This window comes from Leptospira hartskeerlii, assembly GCF_002811475.1.
Taxonomy (GTDB): domain Bacteria; phylum Spirochaetota; class Leptospiria; order Leptospirales; family Leptospiraceae; genus Leptospira_B; species Leptospira_B hartskeerlii.
In genome coordinates this window covers 259,598-282,245 of record NZ_NPDL01000002.1, presented here as the reverse complement: position 1 = coordinate 282,245, position 22,648 = coordinate 259,598, and the positions used below count along the sequence as shown (strand labels likewise).

The 22,648-nt window shown below is 40.6% G+C and carries 20 protein-coding genes and 1 pseudogene; 12 read left to right on the top strand and 9 right to left on the bottom strand.

What is annotated here, in order from left to right; translation table 11 throughout:
* Positions 1–64: 64 nt before the first annotated feature.
* The gene (gene ilvB, locus CH352_RS04300) at positions 65–1,792 is read right to left on the bottom strand and encodes a biosynthetic-type acetolactate synthase large subunit (protein ID WP_100705508.1); all 1,728 of its coding nucleotides are present in this window, start codon (positions 1,790–1,792) and stop codon (positions 65–67) included.
* Between the two features lie 311 nt (positions 1,793–2,103).
* Here ilvB and tpx point away from each other — a divergent pair, with 311 nt between their 5' ends.
* From tpx to CH352_RS04275, 5 genes are all read left to right on the top strand, one after another.
* The gene (tpx, locus tag CH352_RS04295; protein WP_100705509.1) at positions 2,104–2,619 is read left to right on the top strand and encodes a thiol peroxidase; all 516 of its coding nucleotides are present in this window, start codon (positions 2,104–2,106) and stop codon (positions 2,617–2,619) included.
* 31 nt (positions 2,620–2,650) lie between these two features.
* Entirely contained in the window at positions 2,651–3,307 is a 657-nt protein-coding gene (locus tag CH352_RS04290) for an SGNH/GDSL hydrolase family protein (RefSeq protein WP_100705510.1), read from the top strand.
* Positions 3,308–3,401: 94 nt separating this feature from the next.
* On the top strand, positions 3,402–4,118 hold the full coding sequence (locus tag CH352_RS04285) for a hypothetical protein (RefSeq protein WP_243396224.1): 717 nt from the start codon (positions 3,402–3,404) through the stop codon (positions 4,116–4,118).
* Positions 4,119–4,187: 69 nt separating this feature from the next.
* On the top strand, positions 4,188–4,607 hold the full coding sequence (locus CH352_RS04280) for a DUF3995 domain-containing protein (RefSeq protein ID WP_243396225.1): 420 nt from the start codon (positions 4,188–4,190) through the stop codon (positions 4,605–4,607).
* Between the two features lie 104 nt (positions 4,608–4,711).
* Entirely contained in the window at positions 4,712–5,137 is a 426-nt protein-coding gene (locus tag CH352_RS04275) for an acyl-CoA thioesterase (RefSeq protein ID WP_100705513.1), read from the top strand.
* A 66-nt stretch (positions 5,138–5,203) separates the two neighbouring features.
* Here the strand turns inward: CH352_RS04275 and CH352_RS04270 are convergent, their stop codons facing one another.
* A complete protein-coding gene (locus CH352_RS04270) occupies positions 5,204–6,637 on the bottom strand; it encodes an aldehyde dehydrogenase family protein (RefSeq protein ID WP_207766647.1) in 1,434 nt (477 codons plus the stop codon).
* 456 nt (positions 6,638–7,093) lie between these two features.
* On the opposite strand from CH352_RS04270, the gene CH352_RS04265 reads away from it, so the two are divergent.
* From CH352_RS04265 to CH352_RS04250, 4 genes are all read left to right on the top strand, one after another.
* Positions 7,094–8,617: an HDOD domain-containing protein gene (locus CH352_RS04265; protein WP_100705515.1), complete on the top strand. Its 1,524-nt coding sequence runs from the start codon at positions 7,094–7,096 to the stop codon at positions 8,615–8,617.
* 146 nt (positions 8,618–8,763) lie between these two features.
* The gene (locus CH352_RS04260) at positions 8,764–10,056 is read left to right on the top strand and encodes an LruC domain-containing protein (RefSeq protein ID WP_100705516.1); all 1,293 of its coding nucleotides are present in this window, start codon (positions 8,764–8,766) and stop codon (positions 10,054–10,056) included.
* 108 nt (positions 10,057–10,164) lie between these two features.
* Positions 10,165–11,214: a PAS domain-containing sensor histidine kinase gene (locus CH352_RS04255; protein WP_100705517.1), complete on the top strand. Its 1,050-nt coding sequence runs from the start codon at positions 10,165–10,167 to the stop codon at positions 11,212–11,214.
* Complete coding sequence (locus CH352_RS04250) at positions 11,211–11,885, top strand: response regulator (protein ID WP_008594648.1); 675 nt, start codon at positions 11,211–11,213, stop codon at positions 11,883–11,885. The genes CH352_RS04255 and CH352_RS04250 overlap by 4 nt, the downstream gene beginning before the upstream one ends.
* Here CH352_RS04250 and CH352_RS04245 read toward each other — a convergent pair.
* The 4 genes and pseudogenes from CH352_RS04245 to CH352_RS04230 all read right to left on the bottom strand — a co-directional run.
* Complete coding sequence (locus CH352_RS04245) at positions 11,882–12,487, bottom strand: DUF1554 domain-containing protein (RefSeq protein WP_100705518.1); 606 nt, start codon at positions 12,485–12,487, stop codon at positions 11,882–11,884. The genes CH352_RS04250 and CH352_RS04245 overlap by 4 nt on opposite strands.
* Positions 12,488–12,490: 3 nt before the next feature.
* Positions 12,491–13,318: a hypothetical protein gene (locus CH352_RS04240; RefSeq protein ID WP_100705519.1), complete on the bottom strand. Its 828-nt coding sequence runs from the start codon at positions 13,316–13,318 to the stop codon at positions 12,491–12,493.
* Positions 13,319–13,327: 9 nt separating this feature from the next.
* A complete protein-coding gene (locus CH352_RS04235) occupies positions 13,328–14,842 on the bottom strand; it encodes a FecR family protein (RefSeq protein WP_100705520.1) in 1,515 nt (504 codons plus the stop codon).
* A 3-nt stretch (positions 14,843–14,845) separates the two neighbouring features.
* Positions 14,846–16,681: pseudogene (locus CH352_RS04230) on the bottom strand (adenylate/guanylate cyclase domain-containing protein); the annotation flags it as partial.
* A 650-nt stretch (positions 16,682–17,331) separates the two neighbouring features.
* Here CH352_RS04230 and CH352_RS04225 point away from each other — a divergent pair.
* The 3 genes from CH352_RS04225 to CH352_RS04215 are packed head-to-tail and all read left to right on the top strand — an operon-like array spanning position 17,332 to position 20,106.
* Complete coding sequence (locus tag CH352_RS04225) at positions 17,332–18,351, top strand: mechanosensitive ion channel family protein (RefSeq protein ID WP_100705766.1); 1,020 nt, start codon at positions 17,332–17,334, stop codon at positions 18,349–18,351.
* Between the two features lie 49 nt (positions 18,352–18,400).
* On the top strand, positions 18,401–19,258 hold the full coding sequence (locus CH352_RS04220) for an LA_0991 family prenyltransferase-like protein (protein WP_100705522.1): 858 nt from the start codon (positions 18,401–18,403) through the stop codon (positions 19,256–19,258).
* 44 nt (positions 19,259–19,302) lie between these two features.
* Positions 19,303–20,106, top strand: a complete 804-nt coding sequence (locus tag CH352_RS04215; RefSeq protein WP_100705523.1) for an SDR family oxidoreductase — start codon at positions 19,303–19,305, stop codon at positions 20,104–20,106.
* A gap of 210 nt (positions 20,107–20,316) precedes the next feature.
* Here the strand turns inward: CH352_RS04215 and CH352_RS04210 are convergent, their stop codons facing one another.
* From CH352_RS04210 to CH352_RS04200, 3 genes are all read right to left on the bottom strand, one after another.
* Complete coding sequence (locus tag CH352_RS04210) at positions 20,317–21,267, bottom strand: class I SAM-dependent methyltransferase (protein ID WP_100705524.1); 951 nt, start codon at positions 21,265–21,267, stop codon at positions 20,317–20,319.
* On the bottom strand, positions 21,264–21,923 hold the full coding sequence (locus CH352_RS04205; protein ID WP_100705525.1) for a M15 family metallopeptidase: 660 nt from the start codon (positions 21,921–21,923) through the stop codon (positions 21,264–21,266). Before CH352_RS04205 ends, CH352_RS04210 begins: the two co-directional genes overlap by 4 nt.
* A gap of 116 nt (positions 21,924–22,039) precedes the next feature.
* Positions 22,040–22,594 carry a C40 family peptidase gene (locus CH352_RS04200; protein WP_100705526.1) on the bottom strand — a complete coding sequence of 185 codons (555 nt, stop codon included), beginning with the start codon at positions 22,592–22,594 and terminating at the stop codon, positions 22,040–22,042.
* Positions 22,595–22,648 lie beyond the last annotated feature (54 nt).

The window sequence follows — 22,648 nt, the reverse complement described above, 5'->3', positions numbered from 1 at the left end:
TAGGCCCGGGCGGGCCACCATGAGAACCCGTTTAGAAAATAAAACCGTCTGTAAACGGAGTTTTTCAACCTAAGAGCATCTCCAAATTACTTTTCCCGGGAGGAACCATAGGAAGAACCTGAAGATCCTCATCGATCGGAACAACGATCAGCCCTGGTCCTTTCTCATTTAGAAAAGTTTTTAGATCTCCTAAATTTTTCCCCGCTTCTCCGAGATCCAAACTGGAAATCCCAAAAGCATTAGCGATCTTAGAAAACTTAGAATGAGAAGGATAAGCGCTACCATTATACCTACTTCCATAAAACAAATTCTGCTGCTGACGAACAAGTCCTAGATTCCGATTATCGAATATTATAATTTTAAGATCCGATTGCAACTCACTCAAAGTATCCAATTCCTGGATATTCATCAGTATCGAGCCGTCACCGGAAAAACAAACGATCTTAGAATCCGGATCTGCAAGAGAAGCCCCGATTGCCGCAGGCAAACCAAAGCCCATCGTACCCAAACCGCCTGAAGTCAAAAAGGTCCCACTTTTTTGAAATGGATAATATTGAGCCACCCACATCTGGTGTTGGCCTACATCCGTACTGATCCTTGTATTTGGCCCCAAAAATTCTGCGACGGACAGAATAATTTCCTGAGGAGAGAAACCTTTAGTAGCAAAAGGTAAATGCAAAGGATACAGATCTTTATAAGAACGGATCAGTTCTCTCCATTCTTCTCTTTTATGGATTGGAAATTCTCTCATATTTTCCAAAAAGTATTTTAGATCGGAACAGAATCCGAAATCAGGCCTTCTTAACTTTCCGATTTCCTTATAATCGATATCTACATGGATTACCTTTGCATTCGGACAGAATGTTTCCAATTTTCCAGTAGCCCGATCATCGAAACGTACCCCAAACGCCAATAGGAGATCCGATTCGAACAATAATCGATTTGTATAAGGAGCGCCATGCATTCCTAACATTCCTAAAAACAAATCATTAGTTTGGGAAAAAGAATCCAAACCCATCAAAGTGCAAACTACCGGAATGTCCTGTGCCTCCGCCAATCGTAAGATCAGATCTTCTGCTCCCGAACCCTTAACTCCTCCTCCTATATACAAAATAGGTTTTTTAGAATTTTCTAATAGAGAATAAAATCTAAGTTTATCGGATTCAGAAATAAAAACTTTAGTAGGATTCGCCTCTTCCTCAGAACTCCAAATTGACTCTATCTGAGACATAGAAAGCGAAATAGGAGCTGCCTGTATATCCTTAGGCACATCTATCCAAACAGGCCCAGGTCTTGGGCCTTCTGCAATTTGAAATGCTTCCGGCAAGACTCGAATGAGTTCAGATACGGAACGAACCAAATAAGTCTTTTTAGTAATAGGTAAAGATAACCCATAGGTATCTATCTCTTGGAAAGCATCCGTTCCAATGAGAGATAAAGGCACTTGGCCGGTAATAGCGACTAACGGAATAGAATCCGATTTTGCATCCGCGACTGCGGTGATTAAATTTGTTACTCCTGGGCCGGAGGAAGCCAGACAAACTGCAGGTTTTTTAGTAACTCTGGCTTCTCCTTGAGCCATAAATCCCCCGCCTTGTTCATGTCTTGCTAGAATATGACGTATTCCACTATTATGAAGTGCATCGTATAACGGCAGATTGGCGCCGCCAGGGATCCCATATACGTTATGGATCCTTCTTCTTTTTAGATAAGCAACGATCAATTCGGCTCCGTTCTGCGGAACCTTATCTTCTCGAAGCCAGGCTTTGTTTTTTTCAGTAGTCGTTTCCATTTTTGCCTCAAATAAAGTGTAGAAATAAAAAAAGCCCCCCTCGGCTTTCCGCCGAGAGGGGCTTTTCGAAGATTGCTGCCTACGAAAGAACCTTAGGGCGTAAAGCCTGATCTAGGTAGCGTGACCACTACCACCATCCAGAGGACGACCCAAAGGGTTTGATTAGACTGTAGACCTAATTTATTCATTACGTAGAAAATGACGGATAAACCGCTTAAGATATTCACGATTTAATTATAAAAATTTGCAAGAACTTTTTATCGTTGCTCAAATTCGCTTTCGACGTATCATCCCATTCCAAGGAAACAAAAATGGCAAGCGTCACTCTTAAAGGTAACCCAGTTCAACTCGAAGGAAAATTATTAGAAGTAGGAGCAAAGGCTCCCGACTTTAACGGAACTGCAAAAGACTTAAGCACCAAGTCTCTCAAAGACTATAACGGAAAAGTAAAAATCCTAGTCGCAGTCCCAAGCTTAGATACATCCGTATGTGCTATGGAAACTAAAAAATTCCATGAAAGAGCTACAAAGTTAGATGGAATCGTAACCTTGGTTGTCTCCGGAGATCTTCCATTTGCAATGAATCGTTTTTGCACTATGGAAGGATTGGATTCTCCGAATTTAGTCACACTTTCCCAATTCAGAGACTTCTCTTTTTCTAAAGCCTATGGGACTCATATCGCAGACGGGGGTTTAAAAGGACTTTCTGCAAGAGCGGTATTCGTTTTGGATAAGAATGATACTGTCCAGTATGCAGAGTTAGTTCCGGAGATCGCAAGTGAGCCGAATTACGAAGCCGCGATCGGAGCCGCTAAAAAATTAGTTTAAACGAAACATTCTCTATAAAAAGAATGTATTCATGCAGAAGCTGAAAGGCCAAAGTAAAAGCTTATTCGTAAACTTAAACCCGGCCTTGCTTCTGCTCTTAATATTTCCTTTTTCCAGTTGTGATAAAGATCCCACTTCAGATCCTGAAAAATTAATCTCCTATTTAGCAAAACCTTCTCTAGCAATGTACGGAGACAGTATTGTAGCTTCCTGGCCTTTAGAAGAACAACTTTCCGATTTCAACTCAGTCAAGTTCGCATTTCCCGGGATTGATACTAATAAAATTCTAACTTCCGTGCAAAACGATACGAATCATTATAACGCCTGTCTATATGAGGGAGGAATTAACGATTTTTTAGGAAATTATTCCCCTACTCAAAGTCAGGTAGATGCAACCATAAACAGACAAATCCAAAGTATCCAGATCCTTTTAACAAGATGTGAACATGTAGTCGCATTAAATCTTTGGAATATTCAATTTCCTTGGCCCACACTCGCAGTTGCAATGATCACTTCGGAAATGAAAGAACAGATCACTTTTGTTCCGAGGATAGACACTGAATTATTGATCCAAGACGATATGTTAACCGATGGAAACCATCCGAACAAAAACGGATATTATATTCTTTCAAAAGCCGTTCGAGAACAGCTACAACCTTTTTTTCCCATTCTGTATTTGAATGAATAATATCGTAAAAATGAAAAGTCTTATAGTCTGGATTTTCATATATTCGATTTTTATAATTCCTCTCTTATCCGCTCCAGGAAATGAAGAAAGGCCGGTGCATCCAAATCTCAATCAAGAACTGGCTATCTATAATAAAGTCTACGTTGCCGGAGCAGCCACCGATAGAACTCCCAGGCAAGAAGATGGCTACGAAAGAGACCGAAAGATCTCCGCAGCCGGAGAGATGAAGCTTACCGATTCATTTTCGGTCACTGCGAACTATGGATACATAGATCATTATTCCACGACCAGAAAAATTTGGAGCGGTTGGGACAGATGGGCAGTAGGTGCAAAATATTATATAAAAACGGATTTTGCATCATTCGGTGGTGGAGTTCAGTTTTTCGGACCTTCCGTTTCTCAACCGAGAGAAGCAGATATTAATCCGGATCTATTTTTGATCCGAGCCTATTTCGGAGGCTTAAAAAGATTCGGCGCATTCTCCATCCAAGGAACCGCAAACTTTGAATCCGAAACAAATTCTTCCGGAAAAGAAACTGCGGAAGAAAATTTTAAAAGATTCTTATATTCGGGACTTACTCTTTCTTATAGTCTACCTTCTAAAACGAATTTACTTTTGGAATTCAGTCACAGAACTACCGTATCGAATACGATCACACCATACTCGGATTACTTTGTGATCGCACCCGGAGTTCAGTATCCAATAAACCAAAACGGATATCTCACTTTTTCCTTGATGTTACAGACAAGGACCGATTCGAATATAGATCGTGGATTTAAAGTTGGATATTTATATTTTTTCGGAGATTAACACCTTCTCATACAAAACCAAAGCATAAGATTGCTGGACAAACCTAAAGTTTTGCTTAAGACTACACGAATGGAAAAGATCCTAGGTTCAATCACAGCTTCCATTCTATTCTTCTTATCCGCATTGCATATCTACTGGGCATTTGGTGGAAAATTAAAATCAATCACCGTTATTCCGGAAACTAACGGCAAACCGACATTTGTTCCAAGCAGAGGATTAACCTTACTCGTTGCGCTCGCACTCTTCGGATTCGGCACAGTAGCCCTTTGGTCCTCCGGCAATATTTTTTATCCAAACAGAATGAGCGCGATCTTCTCTTTCTTAATCTCATTCATTTTTTTAGGAAGAGCCGTCGGAGATTTTCAATTAGTCGGCTACTTTAAAAAAATCAAAAATACTAAATTCGCAAAATACGATTATCTAATCTATTCGCCTGTTTGTATAATTTTAGGAATATCTTATTCATATCTCGGATGGAAAAGCTTCTAATCCTATACTTTGTTTTTCCAACCAATAAATAATTTGATATAAAACAATAATTTCCCCTTTTCTAAATCCTTCGTCCTTCAAGTTTGGAAGAATAGGAGAAGTATATGCAAATCTCTAAATCATTCTTTTATGAAATCCCGGTCCTTTGGAGTCAATGCGATCCGAATGGCCATTTGAATGTCGGAAACTTTCAGGTGTTTCTTCATGAAGGGAGAATGGTTGCTTTGGAAGAGGCAGGCCTCTCCTTCGCTCAAATGAAATCTGAAAACATAGGCCCGATGATCCTACGGGGTGAAACCGATTATAAGGCAGAAATTCGTTATCCTGATACCGCGTTAATAGAAACTCAGTTTGGCGAGATCTCAGGATCTAGATGTAAGGTATTTCAAAAATTAATCCGAAAATCCGACGGCAAAGTTGCCTGCGAATCCATCTCTCATTGTATCATGTTTGATTTCGGTAAGAAAAGACCTTGGAAGTATACTGACAAATTCCTGGAAGGATTAGGAGTTTTGGAAAAGTCGAAATGATGTAGGAGCTCCAACAAAAAAGCCCTCCGAGGAGGGCTTTCAAATCGAAGAAAGTAGAGGAAATTTTTAAACGAAGAACTTCTTAGTGAACTGAAGCATTTTATCCACAAAACCTGTGTAAGGCGGATATAACATTTCAATCGAAGAGAATGGAGCTTGTTTAAATACGGACTTCTCGTGAGAGAATGTTCTGAATCCATACCAGCCATGGTAGCTTCCATGTCCGGAATGATTGATCCCTCCGAATGGTAGATTCGGGTTCGCCAAGTGTACGATAACGTCATTCACCGCAGCTCCTCCGGAAGATGTTTCCTTGAGAACTTTGTTGATATGTTTGTTATTACTTCCGAACACATAGAGCGCGAGCGGTTTTGGTTTAGAGAGAACCTTCTCCACTGCTTCGTCCAGATTTTTGTATGTTAGGATAGGAAGTACCGGTCCGAAGATCTCATCTTCCATAATCCTTGCATTTGCCGGAACATTAGCAATTAACGTTGGTTCAATGTAGTTCTGAGAAGAATCTGTTTCGCCTCCCATTACTACTTTTCCACCTTTTTCAACTGCTTCGTGGATGTATCCGGAAACCCTTTGGAAGTTTCTTTGGTTCACTAAACGACAGAAGTCTTTGTTATTCTTGATATCTGCTGGACTATCTCCATAGAAAGATTTAACCGCAGCCTTCGCTTGTTTTACGAATTCTTCCGTTTGTCCTTCAGGAAGGAGAAGATAATCAGGTGCTACGCAGGTTTGTCCCGCATTCATGATCTTTCCCCATACCAATTTCTGAGCTGCCTTTTTCAAGTTGGCTCCAGGCACGATGATCGCAGGAGATTTTCCTCCCAACTCTAAAGTAACCGTAGAAAGATTTTTTGCAGCGGCTGCCATTACGATCTTTCCTACATGAGTACTTCCCGTGAAGAAGATATGATCGAATGGTAACTCCATTAAAGCTGTGGAAACAGTATGGTCTCCTTCGAATACTGCGACTTCTCCTTCTTCAAAGGTTTCCTTTACTAGTTTGGTAAGTAGTTTAGAAGTTTCAGGTGTGAACTCGGAAGGTTTAATGATCGCAGTGTTACCTGCCGCAAGAGCTGCAGTTAAAGGCGCAATCGCGAGGTAGAATGGATAGTTCCAAGGAGAAATGATCAGAGTCACTCCTTTTGGTTCATAAGAAATGGAACTTCTTGCTCCAAAGAGAGAAACTGGAGTCTTGACTCTTTCCGGTTTCATCCAAGTTTTTACGTGGCGGATCGCGTCTTTCAATTCCGCGATAGAAGGCATAACTTCCGTTAGATCCGTTTCGTGAGGAGCTTTTCTAAAATCGTTTTGTAAAGCCTGCTTGATTTCTGGGGTAAGTCTTTCTACTGCTGCGAGTAATTTTTTCAATAATACAACTCGATCCTTTGCCTTGGATACTTTCAGGACCTTATGAAAATGACGTTTTTGAACATCGAATACTCTTTGCATTTCCTTTGGGTTCGCAGCGGGAAAAGAAGCCATTCCGCTGGAAGCGGAAGAGACTGAGCTCGCCGGTTGTGTAGCTGTGCTGGACATGAGGGGTCTCCTAAAGTTCTAACATTCTTCCGGAAATCCGGACTGGTAGAGAACCAAGGTATAATTTCATCAAATTTAGGATTTTGACGCAACCTTTTTATTGAATGATCATTCCGTAACTTTTAGGGAAAAAGTCCCTTCCTTGGACCCAAGTCGCTTTTTATTCTACCCGTTATGATAAAAATTTTCCTACCTGAACAAGGGATAAATTAGTCCCAAAGGACTATTTTCCATTGACGTTTTTGGAAATTTATTTCTGACAAGAATTGTAAGATAAATATTTCTCTTAGTTTTTTTTTCGAAGTTTGATCCGTATAATTCGCTTAGCAGATTCTTATTTTTCATCTATAAGTTTCGCTAATTCTTGACAGAGACCACTAACGTTTTTCAGAGTTACATGATATGAGCCAAGGGAAAACCCTAGAACTTTTCCATCACAAAGACCAAGGTATTTTCAGTAATTTGAAGGACCTGAATCATCCTATTTCGGAAAACACTCCGTTTCATTTTAAATTTTTCAATCTTACCGAAAGCGTAGACAGCATTCTCTCCAAGACCTTGGATCGTTATCTTTTACATTTAGATATCATATTCGTGAGAGATTCTGTTCTCGCTGCTTTGAAAGAGACCATCACAAACACAATCAAAGCAAATATCAAAAGGATCTATTTTAGAGAACTCCAGGCAGATATCCAAAATCCGAGTGTATATCGGAGCAAGATCACAGGTTTCAAAAAGACTTACCTAGATAATAAGGAGAAGTACGAAGATCTCCTTTTTAAAAACAATTACGTTGTCTTAGTTTCTTTCATTCACAATAAGGACGCGATCCGCATCCGAGTGATGAATAACGTAAAACTCAGTCCGGAAGAAGTGGATCGTATCAACGAAAGGATCGAAAAAGCAAAGACGTATAACGATCTTGCAGAAGCATTCTTAGAAAAAGGGGACGAAACAGAAGGTGCCGGCCTTGGGCTCATCATGACTCTAATGATGTTGAAAAACGACGGTTTAGGCGCAAGTTCTTATAAGGTAGAAAGCCAAGGTAATAACACGTCAGTCATTATAGATATTCCTATTCGTATCCAAAAGGAAAATATTCAGATCCAAAAAGCGGAAGAGATTATCAAAGAAGTAGATCAGCTTCCTACTTTCCCTAAAGCGATCCAAGATATCCAATCTGCTATCGACAAGCCGAATTCAAGTATCGGTCAGATCGCAGAGATGGTAAAGAAAGACGTAGCTCTTTCTGCAAACATCCTGAAATTATCCAACTCGGCGGCTTTCCGCAGAGGAAATAAAGTAGAGTCCTTGGACAGAGCAATTCAGCTAATCGGCTTGAAAGAGTTGCAGGTTTTGTTATATTCTCTCGGGACAAAGCAGATCTTAGAAAACAAGTTCCCGGCATTCCTGACAATTTGGGAAAAATCCAATCAGTGTGCGTACTATTGCAAATTGATCGCTCAAAGATTAAATCTTCCTAAAGAATCTATGAGTAATCTGATGTCGGCAGCGCTTCTTCATGATATAGGAGAGATCATTCTTCTTTCCTTAGAACAAGAACGCATGGGTAAGATCCAAAATTATTCCGCATCCAAGGAAATCGCCTCTTCTCTTTCTATGGAAGAAGCTGCATTCGGTATTACTCATACTAAGATCGGTGCATTGATCGCAGAAAAATGGAATTTCCCTGAGTTATATTCTAAAACCATGGAATACCATCATAGACCTCATTTAGCGGAGGAGCAATATAAGGAGATCATCTTTCCTATTTATCTAGCGGATATGATGATCAAGATCAATAATGAAGAAGCTAAGTTCTCTGAGATCCCTGACGAAGTATTGAAGCATTGTAAATTTTTCTCTTCCGGAGATTTCCATTCTTTCCGGACCAAAGCTTTAGAAAGTTTCCAAGCTACCCTTTAATTCGCCTGAATTCCGGCAATTAGAGACTTCTTTCGAACAAAGTACCAATAATAGTATTAGCCGAAGGTTCTTGTAATCTAATCCTTCGGGTGTATTGCTTATTGGGTGGATATCAGCATAATCATGACATCCGTACGGGTGCATCTATGACAAAAAAAATCCTAACCTGCTTTTTAGCCTCTCTCAGTATCTCTTTCGCCTCCTGCACGTCTTCCAGCGATCCGAACTACGCCTGGTTGATGAGTCTAGTAGCAGGATCCACTGCGGTGGAGGCTCCTTCCGGTCCTACCGATTTCGGGATCGATATCAATGACGAGACTACTCCTGTTGATTTCGTATTTGATACTACCCGCACAATCACCGTAAACGTTCAAGTAATAGATCCTATAGCTCCGGTGGATGGGTCCATGGTGCAAGTTACTGTACCTTCTGCTACTCCAGGTGCCACCAGTAGTAAATCGGTCTTTAAAGCTTATACAAATCCGAGCGGAGAAGTTACCGGTAGTTTTACAATAGACGGGGATACGAATACTGTTCACTTAACTGTAGAAGCTTACGGTAAATTTTACCAAGCGGATATTTCCATCGTAAATGTAAGTAAGGTAGATCGTAGAATTTCAGTGGGATTTACTGCAACTACGACTCAGATCATCGATAGCGATGGAGATGGTGTTCAGGATTTTGAAGACGTATTCCCGAATGATCCTACAAGAGTCAGTTCGATCCGCGTTCCTGCGGAAGATTATTACACAACTTCGTTTGAGGATCTATTTCCTAAGCAGGGAGATGCGGATTTCAACGACTATGTGACCCGTTCTTATTTTGAAGAAGATCTGAACAAATTCGGCGAAGTAGTAAGAGTAAGAGGTTATTTCACTCATGTTGCAAAAGGTGCCGGATACAATCATACTCTTCGTTTCGGATTGCCAGGGGCAAGTGTAACAAGCTATTCTCTTCTACGCTATGCAGCCGACGGAACCACCTTAGAAGAAAACCTAAGTGGAACTCCAACGTCGATTGCAGACCTAGAAATTTTAGGAAATAGTTCTACTACGATTTCCAAATCGAACGTTTCAAGAACAGACACAACCTTCGTAAAAGGTAAATCCGCAAAACTAGAAGTAATCCTTTCGGCACCTATTTCCAAACTGGTACTCGGACCCGCTCCTTATGATACGTTCATAAGAGTGATCAATACAGGCAAAGATATACATGCTGCTGGAAAGTATTTCGATGCAGAAGGTAAGGACATTTATAGAGATGCTACCGGATTCCCTTGGGTGCTTCTTGTGCCTGGTAATTTCCAATGGCCTTACGAAGCTACAGACATACGTAACTCCTATCCTACTTTCAAAACTTGGTATGAATCTCTTGGAACCACCAATACGGATTGGTTCCGAACTCCGAATACTTCGGAAGTGTTTCCGGCTACGCCCTAATTTGGGACTCCTGAAAGAGTAAAAGCAACCTCCCCCTTCCCTCATTCGGCCGAGGGGAGGGGTTTTTTTCTTTTCGAGCCATAAGCCGGACTATATCCTGATCTTTAAGTGGCTTCAGGACTCCTCAAACGAAAAGAAACCAAACAATCAGGCTCATTCTCCGGCAAGGAGCAAGCCTCTAAATTCCTATCCTTGGTAGAGGAGATCTCCCCTATCGTAGCCTTGGATGAAAACAATATAGTCCGATTTGCAAATGCATCCTTTAAGAAGGAATTTAGGCTCAGATTTGCAAATCCAGCCGGTAAAAATCTATTCAATCTATTAAAACTAGATTCAAAAGAAGAAGCTAACCTAAGAGAAAATCTTCATAAGGCTCTCAAAACAAAATTACAAAACCAGGAATTCAAAAAGGGAACTAAGTCTTACGGATATTCTATCTTTAGATTTAAAGACAGCCTGGGAATGATCTTAAAAGATATCACCGAGAACAAAAAGTTAGAGAAGAAGATCGCAACTCTTCACACACAAGTACTCGCCTCCCAAGAAGAAGAAAGATCCAGACTCGCAAGAGAACTTCATGACGGAGTAGGACAACTTATACTTGCTGCAAAATTACATTTCCAAGCATATCAAAAATCGGAGAAGGAACATCCTGAATCTTTCGGCTCCGGACTCGGGCTCATAGATAAGGCCAGCCAAGAACTCCGCGAAATTTACACAAATTTGCAACCTTCTTCCTTAAAAGAACTCGGACTGGAAGCCGCTTTGAGCTCTCTAGCGAACCAAATTTTTCCGATACAAAAAATCAAAGTAAAATCCGAGTTCAAAGTTCCCGAAAAAATTCCTCAGGAAATACAGAACCAAGTTTTCAGAATATTACAGGAAATTTGCGCAAACATTCTGAAACATTCCCAAGCGAATAAAGTGGAGTTAAAGATCTTTTCCGAAAAAGATACTTTGGTAGTTTCTGCAAAAGATAACGGAAAAGGATTTAAAGAAAAAGAAGCCAGAATAAAATCTACCGGATACGGATTGGAAAATATTCGGAGAAGAACCGAGGACCTAAATGGTACTCTTTTTTTAGAATCGGAACCAAATAAAGGCACTCAATACGTGCTTAGGATCCCGTTAAAAAAACGTTCCAAGGAGAAAGTATGAACGCCCAACCCTCCGTTTGCAAACTCTATCTTGTAGACGACCACGCTATCTTAAGAGAAGGTCTTAGACTGATCATCTCCGGACAAAACGATCTGGAAATCATCGGCGAAAATGGAAACGCCGAACAGGCGCTAGACGAGATCGGCAAATTAGAGCCCGATATTCTGATCACCGATATCTCCATGCCGGGAGTAAGCGGTATTGACCTCGTAAAGGGAGTCAAAAGATATTATCCGAAAGTACAGGTTATCATTCTATCCAGACATGATAACGAAGAATATATCCAAAAACTGGTGGATCTTGGTATCAATGGTTACGTTCTAAAAGACGACGCGGGCGAAGATCTACTCAGAGCAATCGATGCTGTCCGCAGAAAGGAAACTTACTTGAGTCCTAGAATTGCAACTCGCGTTCTTTCAGGAATAGGACGCAAAAAAACAGGAGAGCTTCAAGAAGAAGGTCCATCCGTATTCTCAGTACTTTCCGACAGAGAAAGACAGATCTTAAAACTGATCTCAGAGGGGAACTCCAACGAGAAGATAGGGAAACTTCTTCATATATCTCCTGCAACCGTAAAGGTTCATAGAGCAAATATCATGAAGAAGTTGGACTTACATAAAGTGGCGGATTTAGTAGTCTATGCGATCCGCGCAGGTATCGTAGAGAGTTAATTCCGAACGCAGAGTAAATGCAAAGGGGTGTCGCAGGTCGTAGCAAACCCGCTATCAAATGCGGTCTCGGTGTTCTGGTTTGGGCTCCCGTTATTGGCATCGACCGCAGCGTTCGCAGACATCCAATCGGAACAGGTAGTCCCAGTACCGTAGCCGGAGCCAGAATTCGAAATCCCCGTCCAATAATCCCCGGCTCCGGGAATTCCAGTTGCATTGTTCATCGGCAGAACCGGAAGCCCGGAACCGTCCGTATGAAAGATCAAAGTCTCGCTAGGATTCATCGCATAATAATTCGTATTTGGGAATAAGGGCCAACCCGCTCCACCCGGAACTCTGGAAGAAGAAGCGATCAAAGCAACATATTCCAAAGCAGATCCAGGTAAGCTAGGAACTTCTGAAGTCTTCGCGCTTTGGCAAATCAGATCCGCACCTCCAACACCTCCTAAATTCCCAGTATTGGTGGAAGTAGTAACGAACAGATAACGTGTTTTTCCAAGAAGTCCTAAGAGTATGATCTCATCTCCTCCTGGAAATGGTTTAGAACATGCTGAACTAAAAAGCCCGGAAAGAATAAGGATCAAAGTATAAATTCGAAGAGCCATAGATCAAAAGCTCCTTGTATATTGGACTTCCCATCTGTTCTGAGAAAATCCTGTATTTGCAAAAGTATTTAGATTTCCGCCTCTGTCAGGACTAACCTTGAACTGAACAGTATCTCCTTGCGGGAGTTTATTTTCCAACCAAAGAGAAAGTGCGACACTTAAAACTGCAACTCCTCCAATAAGAGCCTGATTGCTTTGGTGCATTTCATATTCTTTCTTATCATTCTCTCTTGCCTGCCAAAAATAAAGAGTAAAGGAAGAAGGTAGATTTAAACTTAAAATCGCAATATTCATCGGGTCGTTTAACGGTTTTGAGGCGAGAATATTCCCTGACTCTCTTTCTGAATTTCCTAGATAAGCAAGGACCCCGAACCAGGTCCAGATACTGTAGGACTTCCAACGCTCACCTTTGGAATAATATCCTGTTCCAGGGATCCAAACAAACTTGGAGGTTTTAATTCCTTTACTTGCTTCTTCTTTTTCAGCCAAGGCAACCGCCTTTGGACGGTCTTGCTCCACCTTAAAATTAGTCCAAGGAGTATAAGAAGAAGGTTTTCCGAATCTATTTAATGCGGCGATCCTATATTCGTAAGTCCCGGCTTCTAAGGAGAATTCGATCTCGTTCTCGGAGACTTTCTTTTCTAAAAATAATTCTTGAGGAGGTTCCGTTTTTCGGATTTCTACCACGTAACCTCGGCTTCCTTTTACTTCTTTCCATTCTATATAATATACGAAGCTCTTTTTCTCCGCAAAAACTCCCGAGGATATGGAAAAGAATATTAGAATAAACTGAAATACTATAGCGAAAGATTTTTCGCGGAACAAGAACATGCCTTCTCCTTAAGGGCGAGCGCCACTGGATTTTGTTTCCGGGGCTTCCAATTCTTCCCTAAGTAATATTTTAAAATCCGCTTCAGATCTGAGGCTGGGGTCCGCATCAGATTCGATGGTCCAACGGAACGTTCCTACATCCAGTTTTTCCAAATCTTTGAACACTAACCTGTCACCTTTTGTCTTTTTTTCATAGATTAGCTCGTCGCCTGAGCCTCTCTTATAGAAAAGACGAAATTTCCATTCGCTTTGCTTCTGTTTGGCGGAGAATTTCCAACGGAAAGAGATACTTTCCTTACCTGTCATGTCCACCAAAGTGCCGTTTTTCGGGAAATCTACGGATAGATCCGAACTTTGTTGTGTTTCGGGAACGACTACAGCAGTCTCCTGTTTTGTTTCCGCAATTTGTATCACTGGAAGAGAAATGGAAAATTTACGTGCTTCCGAAAACGTTTCCGTTCCGGGAAGATTCGTATAAGACTGTATTCTCCAGTAATACGTCCCAGGATCTAATGTGAGTGAAAAATTTGTGCGGAATACTTGGGTCTCAGACAAGGCTCCAAAATTTGGATCGGTAGAGATCTGTAATTTGTAACCGCTTGCTATCTTTTGTTTCGCCCAAGAAAAGGCAACGGTCCTATCTTCTTGAGAAAGATCTTTTTTAGGATAATGTAATTCAACAGGGAAGTTGGGAAGAACTCTAAACTTTCGGACCTCGGATATTTTTTTGCCATCCTTCGAGTTGATCCTCCAATAATAGATCCCTTCCGGAAATTTTTGCTTATAATAAGGCTCTTTAGACGGTCTTTTAGAAATATAAACGGAGAAATCTCGTCTAGGAGAAATTTCTAATATACCTTCTTCTCCACCTTCCCAACGGAATTCAACCGTCTGTTCTAGTTCCGCAGGGAAATATCTATGCGAGTCCTCAGGGTGCACAAGACTCCAATTTTGGTTAAGTTTATTTCCGTTTAGAGAACTTTCTTTTTCACCTAATGTTTGTTTAACTGTTCCATTTTCGGACCATTCTACCTGTCCTCTTTCTACATCTACTCTGGTGCCGTTCTCATTTTTGGTGACTTGGAATTTGGAACCTAGTTCCGCTTCCAACCCTACAGTTCCTGCGATTACGGATAAGACTTTCTTTCCACTTTCTACTAGTATATTTCCTTCGCTCAGATCCAGATTTTCTTTATTCTCTTTTAATTGGAGAACCACCATTGACTGAGGATCTAATTCTATCCGAGTGCCTGATTTTAAAAATACTACCGCTTCCGACGCCTCATCTGTTCGGATGGAATCCCTATCGTATACGGACATTCCTTGTTCCAAATCTTCCCATAACATTCTGTCCGGAAATTTTCTTTGCGCAGTTTTATATCTGAAGGAGACGGTTCCCATGATCTCCTTTCCTACTCCTCCGTTTGATTTGGATTCGAAATACAGAAGGTACAAAGAAAAGAAAAGTACAATGAAGCAGCCCATGCCGACCTGCCATTCTCTTTTGTATATTCTCCAATCCATATCTTAACCAGCGACCGCCTTGGAAGGAGAATCAGGTTCAGGTATTCCGCAAATTCTGCGGAGTTCTTGCAGGTTTTTAGGACAATCCGGATCTTCTAACCAACCTAATACCGCATAGAGTTGTTGAGGCTTTTCTTTTCCTCGGATCCAAACTGGAGGAAGTGTTTCGAATTTATAATGATCCTTTACTTTTTCGTAAGATGTTTCTGAAACCAATATGTCTGTTCCAAAATCTTTTGTTAAATATTCAATACGAGAAGCAAGATTGACCGCGTCCCCGATGACTGTGAACTCCAGTTTTTTTTCGGAACCGATCTGACCGACTACCACCGGGCCGGTATTGATCCCGCATCCAAATCTTGCTTGAGGTCTTCCGATCTCGTTTCCGATCCGATTGAATTCCATCAATGCGTTTCTCATTAATAGTGCGGAGTTGATTGCATTTCTTGCATCATTCTCGTCCGTATATAAAGCGCCCCAGTGAGCCATGATCGCATCTCCGATAAACTTATCCACGATCCCTTCAGTGAGATAGATACATTCTACCATCTCAGTGAAGTAAGCGTTTAGGAAATCAACCACCTCGCTTGGTTTTAATTTTTCGGACATTCCGGTGAAGTTTCTTAAATCGGAGAAGAATACGGTAACATCTTTAGTGACCCCGCCTAAAGGCATGTCTCCAGCAAGTGCACGTTCTGCGATTTCCTTGTTCACAAATTTTCCGAAAGTATCTTTGATCTTCTCTCTTTCTTCTAAGCCATGAGCCATCTTGAGGAAAGAATTTGTTAGGACTCCAACCTCATCTCTGGTGACCGGTTTGATCCCTACCTTATAATTCCCTCTTTCAATCTGTCTTGTCGCACTCAATAGATTGATGAGTGGAACAGTCAGAGTTCTGGAGAATAGGAACACCACCAAGAATGCAAGGCTCAATACCGAGATCAGAATATAAAAATTCTGTCTTCTGATTTTATACACCGCTTCGAATGCTTTATCCGCTTCAATAGAAGACACTACTGCGAGGTTGCCGTCTTCTAATTGTTGAAAAGATCCTAATGTTTCTTTTCCTTCAAAAATAGAAGTTTGGGATCCGTTGTCTGCGGGACTTCGCAATAAAAATTGGACCAAAGGATTTTTAGAATAATCTTTTGCAGAAACTGTTTCTGATTCTTCCGTATGAGCGATCAACCTTCCTCTGGAATCCACTACCCAAATAGCAAATAATTCAGTTTGTAAAGCAGACCTGGCAGATTCCCAAAGATCCTGAGGAGAAATTAAGAAGAAGCCATGCCCTTTTCCGGAAACATCCTTCTCTATAAAAAGTACAGTCGGGAATCCGAACTTTGAACTTATATTTTCCAATCGAGTGGATTCGAATTCGGAGGCGAAAAATTTTTCTTTTTCTTCTTTAGGGATCGAAACCCATAGACCGCGGATCTCATCTTCTTCTTTCCTAAGATCTCTCAAAAATCTTGGGTTAAAAACAAGTGATGATTCACCTTGTTCGTATTTTCCCCAGGCAAGAATTTTAGGATGATTAGAAAAAAATCCCGATATGTACGCAGGCGGAGAGGTTTTTCTAGAATCGGAACCTCTGGAAGGACGGATATCCCTTTTGTCCGCGAACTCCGATGATTTGGTGGAAAGTTCTTTAATCCTAAGACCTACTTGTAATCCGGTCAATCTAGCCAAACTCAAGTTATATTCTTGGATCAATGATACAGTATAATTTCTAAAAAGACTTGTGGCAAGTCCGATCACAAGCCCCATACTCACCACAACAATCGCGGAAACGATCGCGAGAAGTTTGACTCGAATAGTGATCCTGGAAGCTTTAAAATCCTCTCCATGATTTTTAGGAGGTTCTTGTTTTTCTTTTCTGGATTTTTCAGAAGTTATATTAGGAGAATATGGTATATATACTTTGGTAGATTCTTCCTTTTTGCCGGAAAGGATCTCCCGCATCAATTTTACGAATTCATTGGATTCATTTTCGGAATAACAAACGAGTACGGAACCTAAATGAGATCTAAGAAAACGATCTAATTTTCTCACAGAGTCCGGAGAAGAACGGAATTTTGCTCCGTCCATCGTAGAAAGACGGATCTTATCTTCTTGGAGTTTTTTTACCAGATCCCTGAATAGTTGGCTATTTTTCCAACCGCTTGCTTCCGATTTCGTTCCCCAAAAAACTACCTCTTGAATACCTCTAGTATGGATCTCATCCATCCATTCGGAAAGATTTCCTCCTTCTTCCGGAAATCGTCTAGAGTATGCGGACATAGTGTCCGTCAGAGGAACTTCTAAAATTTGATTTTTTCCGACTCCCTCTTGCATGGGGATAGGAGTCTCTGAAATCTCTCTAGTTTGTCATTACAAAATCCAATTTTATCTCCCTTTAGATTTGCCCTCGGTTTGCCACATAATTCGGCACTTCCATTTTTTCTTTTCTAGAAAATACTTCCTCTTAATTTGGGAGAATGATTTGGATGGACTCGGTTTTAGGTTCAAATTGGTTGCTAGGAGCAATTTCGGTTATTTCCGGAATTCTTTTGGGTTATCTTTTCGGCGGGTTCATAGTTCCGAGACTCGCAAAAACTCTCACAAAAGACCAGTTAGACACAAACCATCCTCTTTACACAGCACTGCTCTCCTTAGTTAGATTTTCCTTTTTTATTTTTGGGTTATATACCGCTCTTAGGTTCTTAAAATTAGAAGCTCCCTCGGAAGAAAAAATCTCTCTCTATCTAAAAGTATTCGGGATCATCGTATTCACATTTTCCTTTGCAAGAGTTGGTTCAGGCGCTTTTACTTTATATTCTTCAAAGGCAGAAGGACTTCTTCCTTCCGCATCCATACTCAACAATATAGTTCGGATCCTGATCTTACTCACCGGTGGTTTGGTCGCATTACAAACTCTAGGGGTCTCAGTTACTCCCGCTTTGACTGCATTAGGAGTAGGAGGTCTTGCATTTGCATTAGGTTTGCAAGAAACTCTTTCCAATCTATTCGCGGGACTTGGAGTTTTATTAGGTAAAAAAGTATCCGTAGGAGATTATATTTCTTTGGAAACCGGAGAAGAAGGTTTGGTGGAAGATATCAACTGGAGAACTACTTCTCTCAAAAAAAGAAATGGAAGTACGATCATTATCCCGAATGCGAAGATGTCCAAGACTACTTATACGAATTATAGTCTCACAAATACTGGGCTTTGGACTGAGATTGAGATCAGTATTCCTAAAGAAGGAAATTTGGAGAAGTTAGAAGTCATCCTTAGTCAAGCTGCGAATTTTTCCTTAACTAATATCTATGGAAAAAACGCTTATAACGAATCCAAAATTTCATTTCGTTATATTTCTTTCGGACAATCTAATATCGATTTGGTGGTTCATCTCGCGTTAAAAAAAATAGATGACTCCGGACAAATTAAATCCGTTTTCATAAAATCCTTGCATTCTCAATTTAGATCGGAAGGAATCGATAACATATCCGCGAAATCGGTAAAATAATCCATAACGACCTAATCTATTCGCGGAAATCAGTCGTAATAGAAATCGTATGCGAAACGTTTCAGAAAACAAACTTTGGTTTTATATTCATGTCCTAAGCTTAGATGTATGCCTAGGAGTTTTAGGTTCCGGAGCCTTGGCAACAGTAGTGACAGGCGCCAAGATGAAGACAGTATGGTGGTTCCTTCTCCCCTTAAGCGTTTGGGTCATCTATACATTAGATCATTTATTGGATGGAAAGAAGGTGGGAGAAAATTCAATCAACCCACGTCACAAATTCCACTACGATCATTCTAAAATTTTAACAATACTCTGCACAATTGCTGCAATTATATCGGCTGTCCTCGCCTTCTTATTATTGAGAGAGATCGTTTTACTTGGCGGCGTATTATTAGCTGCGTTAGCAGTTCTTCATTTAGGGATCGCTCGTTGGGGTAAGATACGTTTTGGAAAAGAATTTTCGGTAGCATTGATCTACACATTGGGTGTTTGGTTCGGCCCTTTATTGGTTGTAGGGTTTCGGTCTTGGACAATCCCGATTCTTCTTTTCTTATTCTTTTTAGGTACCGTTTTAAATTTGGTCATGAACTCTCTCATGGAAGCGGAGTTAGACGCGAAAGAAGGTCAGGTTTATCTATTAGGAGTTCTTTCTCCCAAACTTGCAAAGGAATGGGTGTTACGATTGTCCTTGCTCGGATTTCTGGCTGCCTTAGTATTGGCCGGCGGAATACGGAAATGGGCTCCGGGCACCTCGGTCTCGGCCTCTTTGGTGATCGCTCTTATCTGTGCCGTTCCGGGAGGAATCCTGCGTTACGCGGATAAATTCCAAGATTCTCAAAAGTATAGGATCCTCGGAGAAGGAGTTTTTATCTTGGGACTGATCCCTTGGTTTTTAAATTCCTTTTAGATCCTAGATGACCGCCTAAGAAATTTAATATCGGAGATAAAAATATGGGAGAATTTTTCAAAGACAAAGTTGTATGGATTACGGGGGCTTCTTCCGGGATCGGTGAATCTTTAGTTAAAGAAGCCGCAAGAAGAGGTGCAACTTTAGTTCTTTCTTCCAGACGAGAAAAAGAACTCAAAAGAGTCCGCAAAGAGAATGGACTAACAGATTCAAATAGCATGATCCTTCCTTTGGATCTAGAAGATTATAAAAAGTTGGGAAAGGTTCCCGCTCAAGTTATCAAAACTTTTGGAAAGATAGATGTTCTCATAAATAATGGCGGGATAAGCCAACGCTCTTTAGCTCATGAGACTTCCCTAGATACTTATGAAACTTTGATGAAGGTCAACTACTTCGGTAATATCGCTCTAACTCTTGCAGTGCTTCCTCATATGAGGGAAAGAAAACAGGGTTGGGTTTCCACGATAGCGAGTGTTGCAGGGCTTATCGGAGTTCCATTGAGAACCGGATATTCTTCCACCAAATTCGCGTTAACCGGTTTTTATGAAGCATTAAGGGCTGAAAATGCAAAAGAAAATCTAAAAGTTACTTTGGTATATCCTGGTTTCGTGAAAACCAATATTTCGCATAACGCATTAAAGGGAGATGGAACTCCTCAAAAGAAAATGGACAACGTAATCGAGAACGGAATCGATGCGGACGAATGTGCTCGCAAAATTTTAGATGCGATCGAAAATGAAGATCTACAAGTGATCATCGCAGGTGGAAAAGAGAAATTCGGTCTATTCCTAAGACATTATTTCCCTAAGTTTTTCGCAAAGTTTTTATCTAAAACTGCAGTTACCTGAGATCGTAGGAATTCCTACAATGGCCAAGGCTCGCCCCCACCCTGGTTCGGGTGGTGGAGGTGGGCTTGTGGGAGAAGCCTTTTCCCTATATCATAAAATGGTAAAATCGACAATTATAAAGTTGGGGCAATTTTGTAGGAGCTCCTACATTTTGATATGAGAAGAATGTGTTTGACTTAGCGAAAGTAGTTATCGCCCCGTCGCTCCCTTTTACTTCTTCATCTTCCAAACATATCGTATCTTCTCATTCCTAAAATCTTCCGGATGAGTTTGTTTCGTGATATCTTGAATATCTTCCCAAAGAAGCTCATCAGTATCCAACTTGAACTTTCGAAAATTCGTAGAGAAAAAGAGGATCGCGCCTGGTGCAGAAAAATCCTTAAAGATCGAATTTAGTAAAAAAGAATAATCTCTTTGCACATCGAAAATATCCTTCATCTTCTTACTGTTAGAAAATGTAGGGGGATCGACAATAATAAGATCGTATTGTATTCTTTTAGGATTATTCCTTTCCCTCTTCAGCCATTCCGTAATATCTTCTCTGATAAATTCGTGGTCTTCGTGAGAAAATCCGTTTAGCTCGAAATTTTCCTTAGACCAGTCCAAGTATTTTTGGGAAAGATCCACGCTGGTGATTTTTTTAGCTCCTCCGTCGGCAGCATAAACGGAGAACGCACCTGTATATGAATATAAATTTAGAACATTCTTGCCCGAGGCTTCTTTTCTAAAAAGATCGCGTGTGGTCCGATGATCTAGAAAAAGTCCAGTGTCTAGATAATCGCTTAAGTTTACCTTAAATTTCAGTCCACCTTCATTCGCTTGGATGGATTTCTCTTGAGTATCCAACTTTTCATACTGGAGATTTCCCTTTTTACGTTCTCTAGTTTTCCAAAATAAATTTTCAGGAGGCAATTGCAGAATTTCGATGATAAAGTTACGAATGGTATTTCTTTCTGATTCTCTCTCTTCCTCAGAGATCGGATAAGAATTCAAGTATTCGGAGACCAAGCAATAATTTTCGTATAGATCGATAACGATCGGAACTTGCGGAATATCTCGGTCGTAGATCCGAAAACAAGTGATTCCCCTTCTTCTCGCCCATTTTTTCCAATGTTTGGACATTCTAGTCAGGCGATTGGAGAACATTTCTAAATGTTTCATTTCTCCCAAAGTTTCGGATCCACCTCTACTAAGGGATAAACTTTTGCATCCCCATCATTATAATGCCACCATTCGGAACTGATTTGTTTGAACCCATGCTTTGTTAGAATTCCAACGAGTACTCCCAGATTTTTAGAAACATTCGGCTCTAAGTCCTTTCGGAAGGGAGAAGCTTTGTATGTAAATTCGTCGTAAGAACTTGGCATTTCCAGCTCTTTCCCTTTGGAATCAATTAGAGTCAGATCCACTGCCCCTCCTCGATTATGAACCGAACCATTTTTTGTAGGATTTCCTACATATCTTGGATTCGGAACCTTATCCCATAGGATCTTTTGTGCGTAGGGAGGACGATACCCGTCCCAAATTTTGATCCTGTATCCATAAGTCTGAAATTCAGAGTTGGCGGCTTTTAACTTTTCTGCAGTTTCTTTTCTAAGCAAACAGGTTTGAAAAGGATAGATAACGGAGCCTGTAAAATTTTCCGGAGTAGAATAACGAAGATCTATCACTATACTTGGATCTATATCTTTTATACTTACTAACCCTTTTTCGATCTTTAAAGATGGCGGGCTTTCTTCTAATTTCGGGACTGGAGATTTTTGGCAATAAAAGAAGATAAGCAGAATTAAGATCAGACCAAAACTGCGGACTCTCATGCAAGAGATGATTCGAACTCAAGCGACCAAATTGTCAATATGAATAGGTCTTTATAGTCGCTTCGCTCCTGAAGCCCGCAACTTGGTATTAACGATAATCTCTATTTTGGAACGGGCTATAGTCTTCCCGCAAACACGAATCTTGTCTTATAATAATTTTCATCCAAGGAATTTACTGTTACACCTTTGACTACAGAGGCATGTACAAATTTTCTATCTTTAAGATAAACACCTACATGACTGATCTTCTCTCCGTATATATTAAAAAACACTAAATCTCCCTCTTGTAGATCGGATTCGGGGACCTTTTTGACCTGTTTAGAAATACTTTCGGAAGAACCCGCAATTGTTTTTGAGTATGCTTTTTGCACCAAACGTGCAGCTAGACTAGAACAATCTATCCCGGATTCGTCTTTGCCATTATCTCTATGAGGAGTTCCAATCCAATGTTGAGTTTCCTTGAACAATTCCAAATTATCTTTGGAACTGATCTCTAATTTCCAAGTTTCGTAAAAATACTTGTGAACTTCTTTATCGGATAAGGATTTTGCCTGGTCTGCTACAAGTACCAGGGCGAAAAAAGGTATGATCAAAAAAGAAAGTGCTCCCGAATTTGGGAGAACTTTCTCTTTCCATAAAACTAGAATTTTTTGGATTCCATTCGAGATCATGCATATCTGACCCTTTCGGAACGGATCTGGTTTCTTTTTTTCTAACTGAAAGCG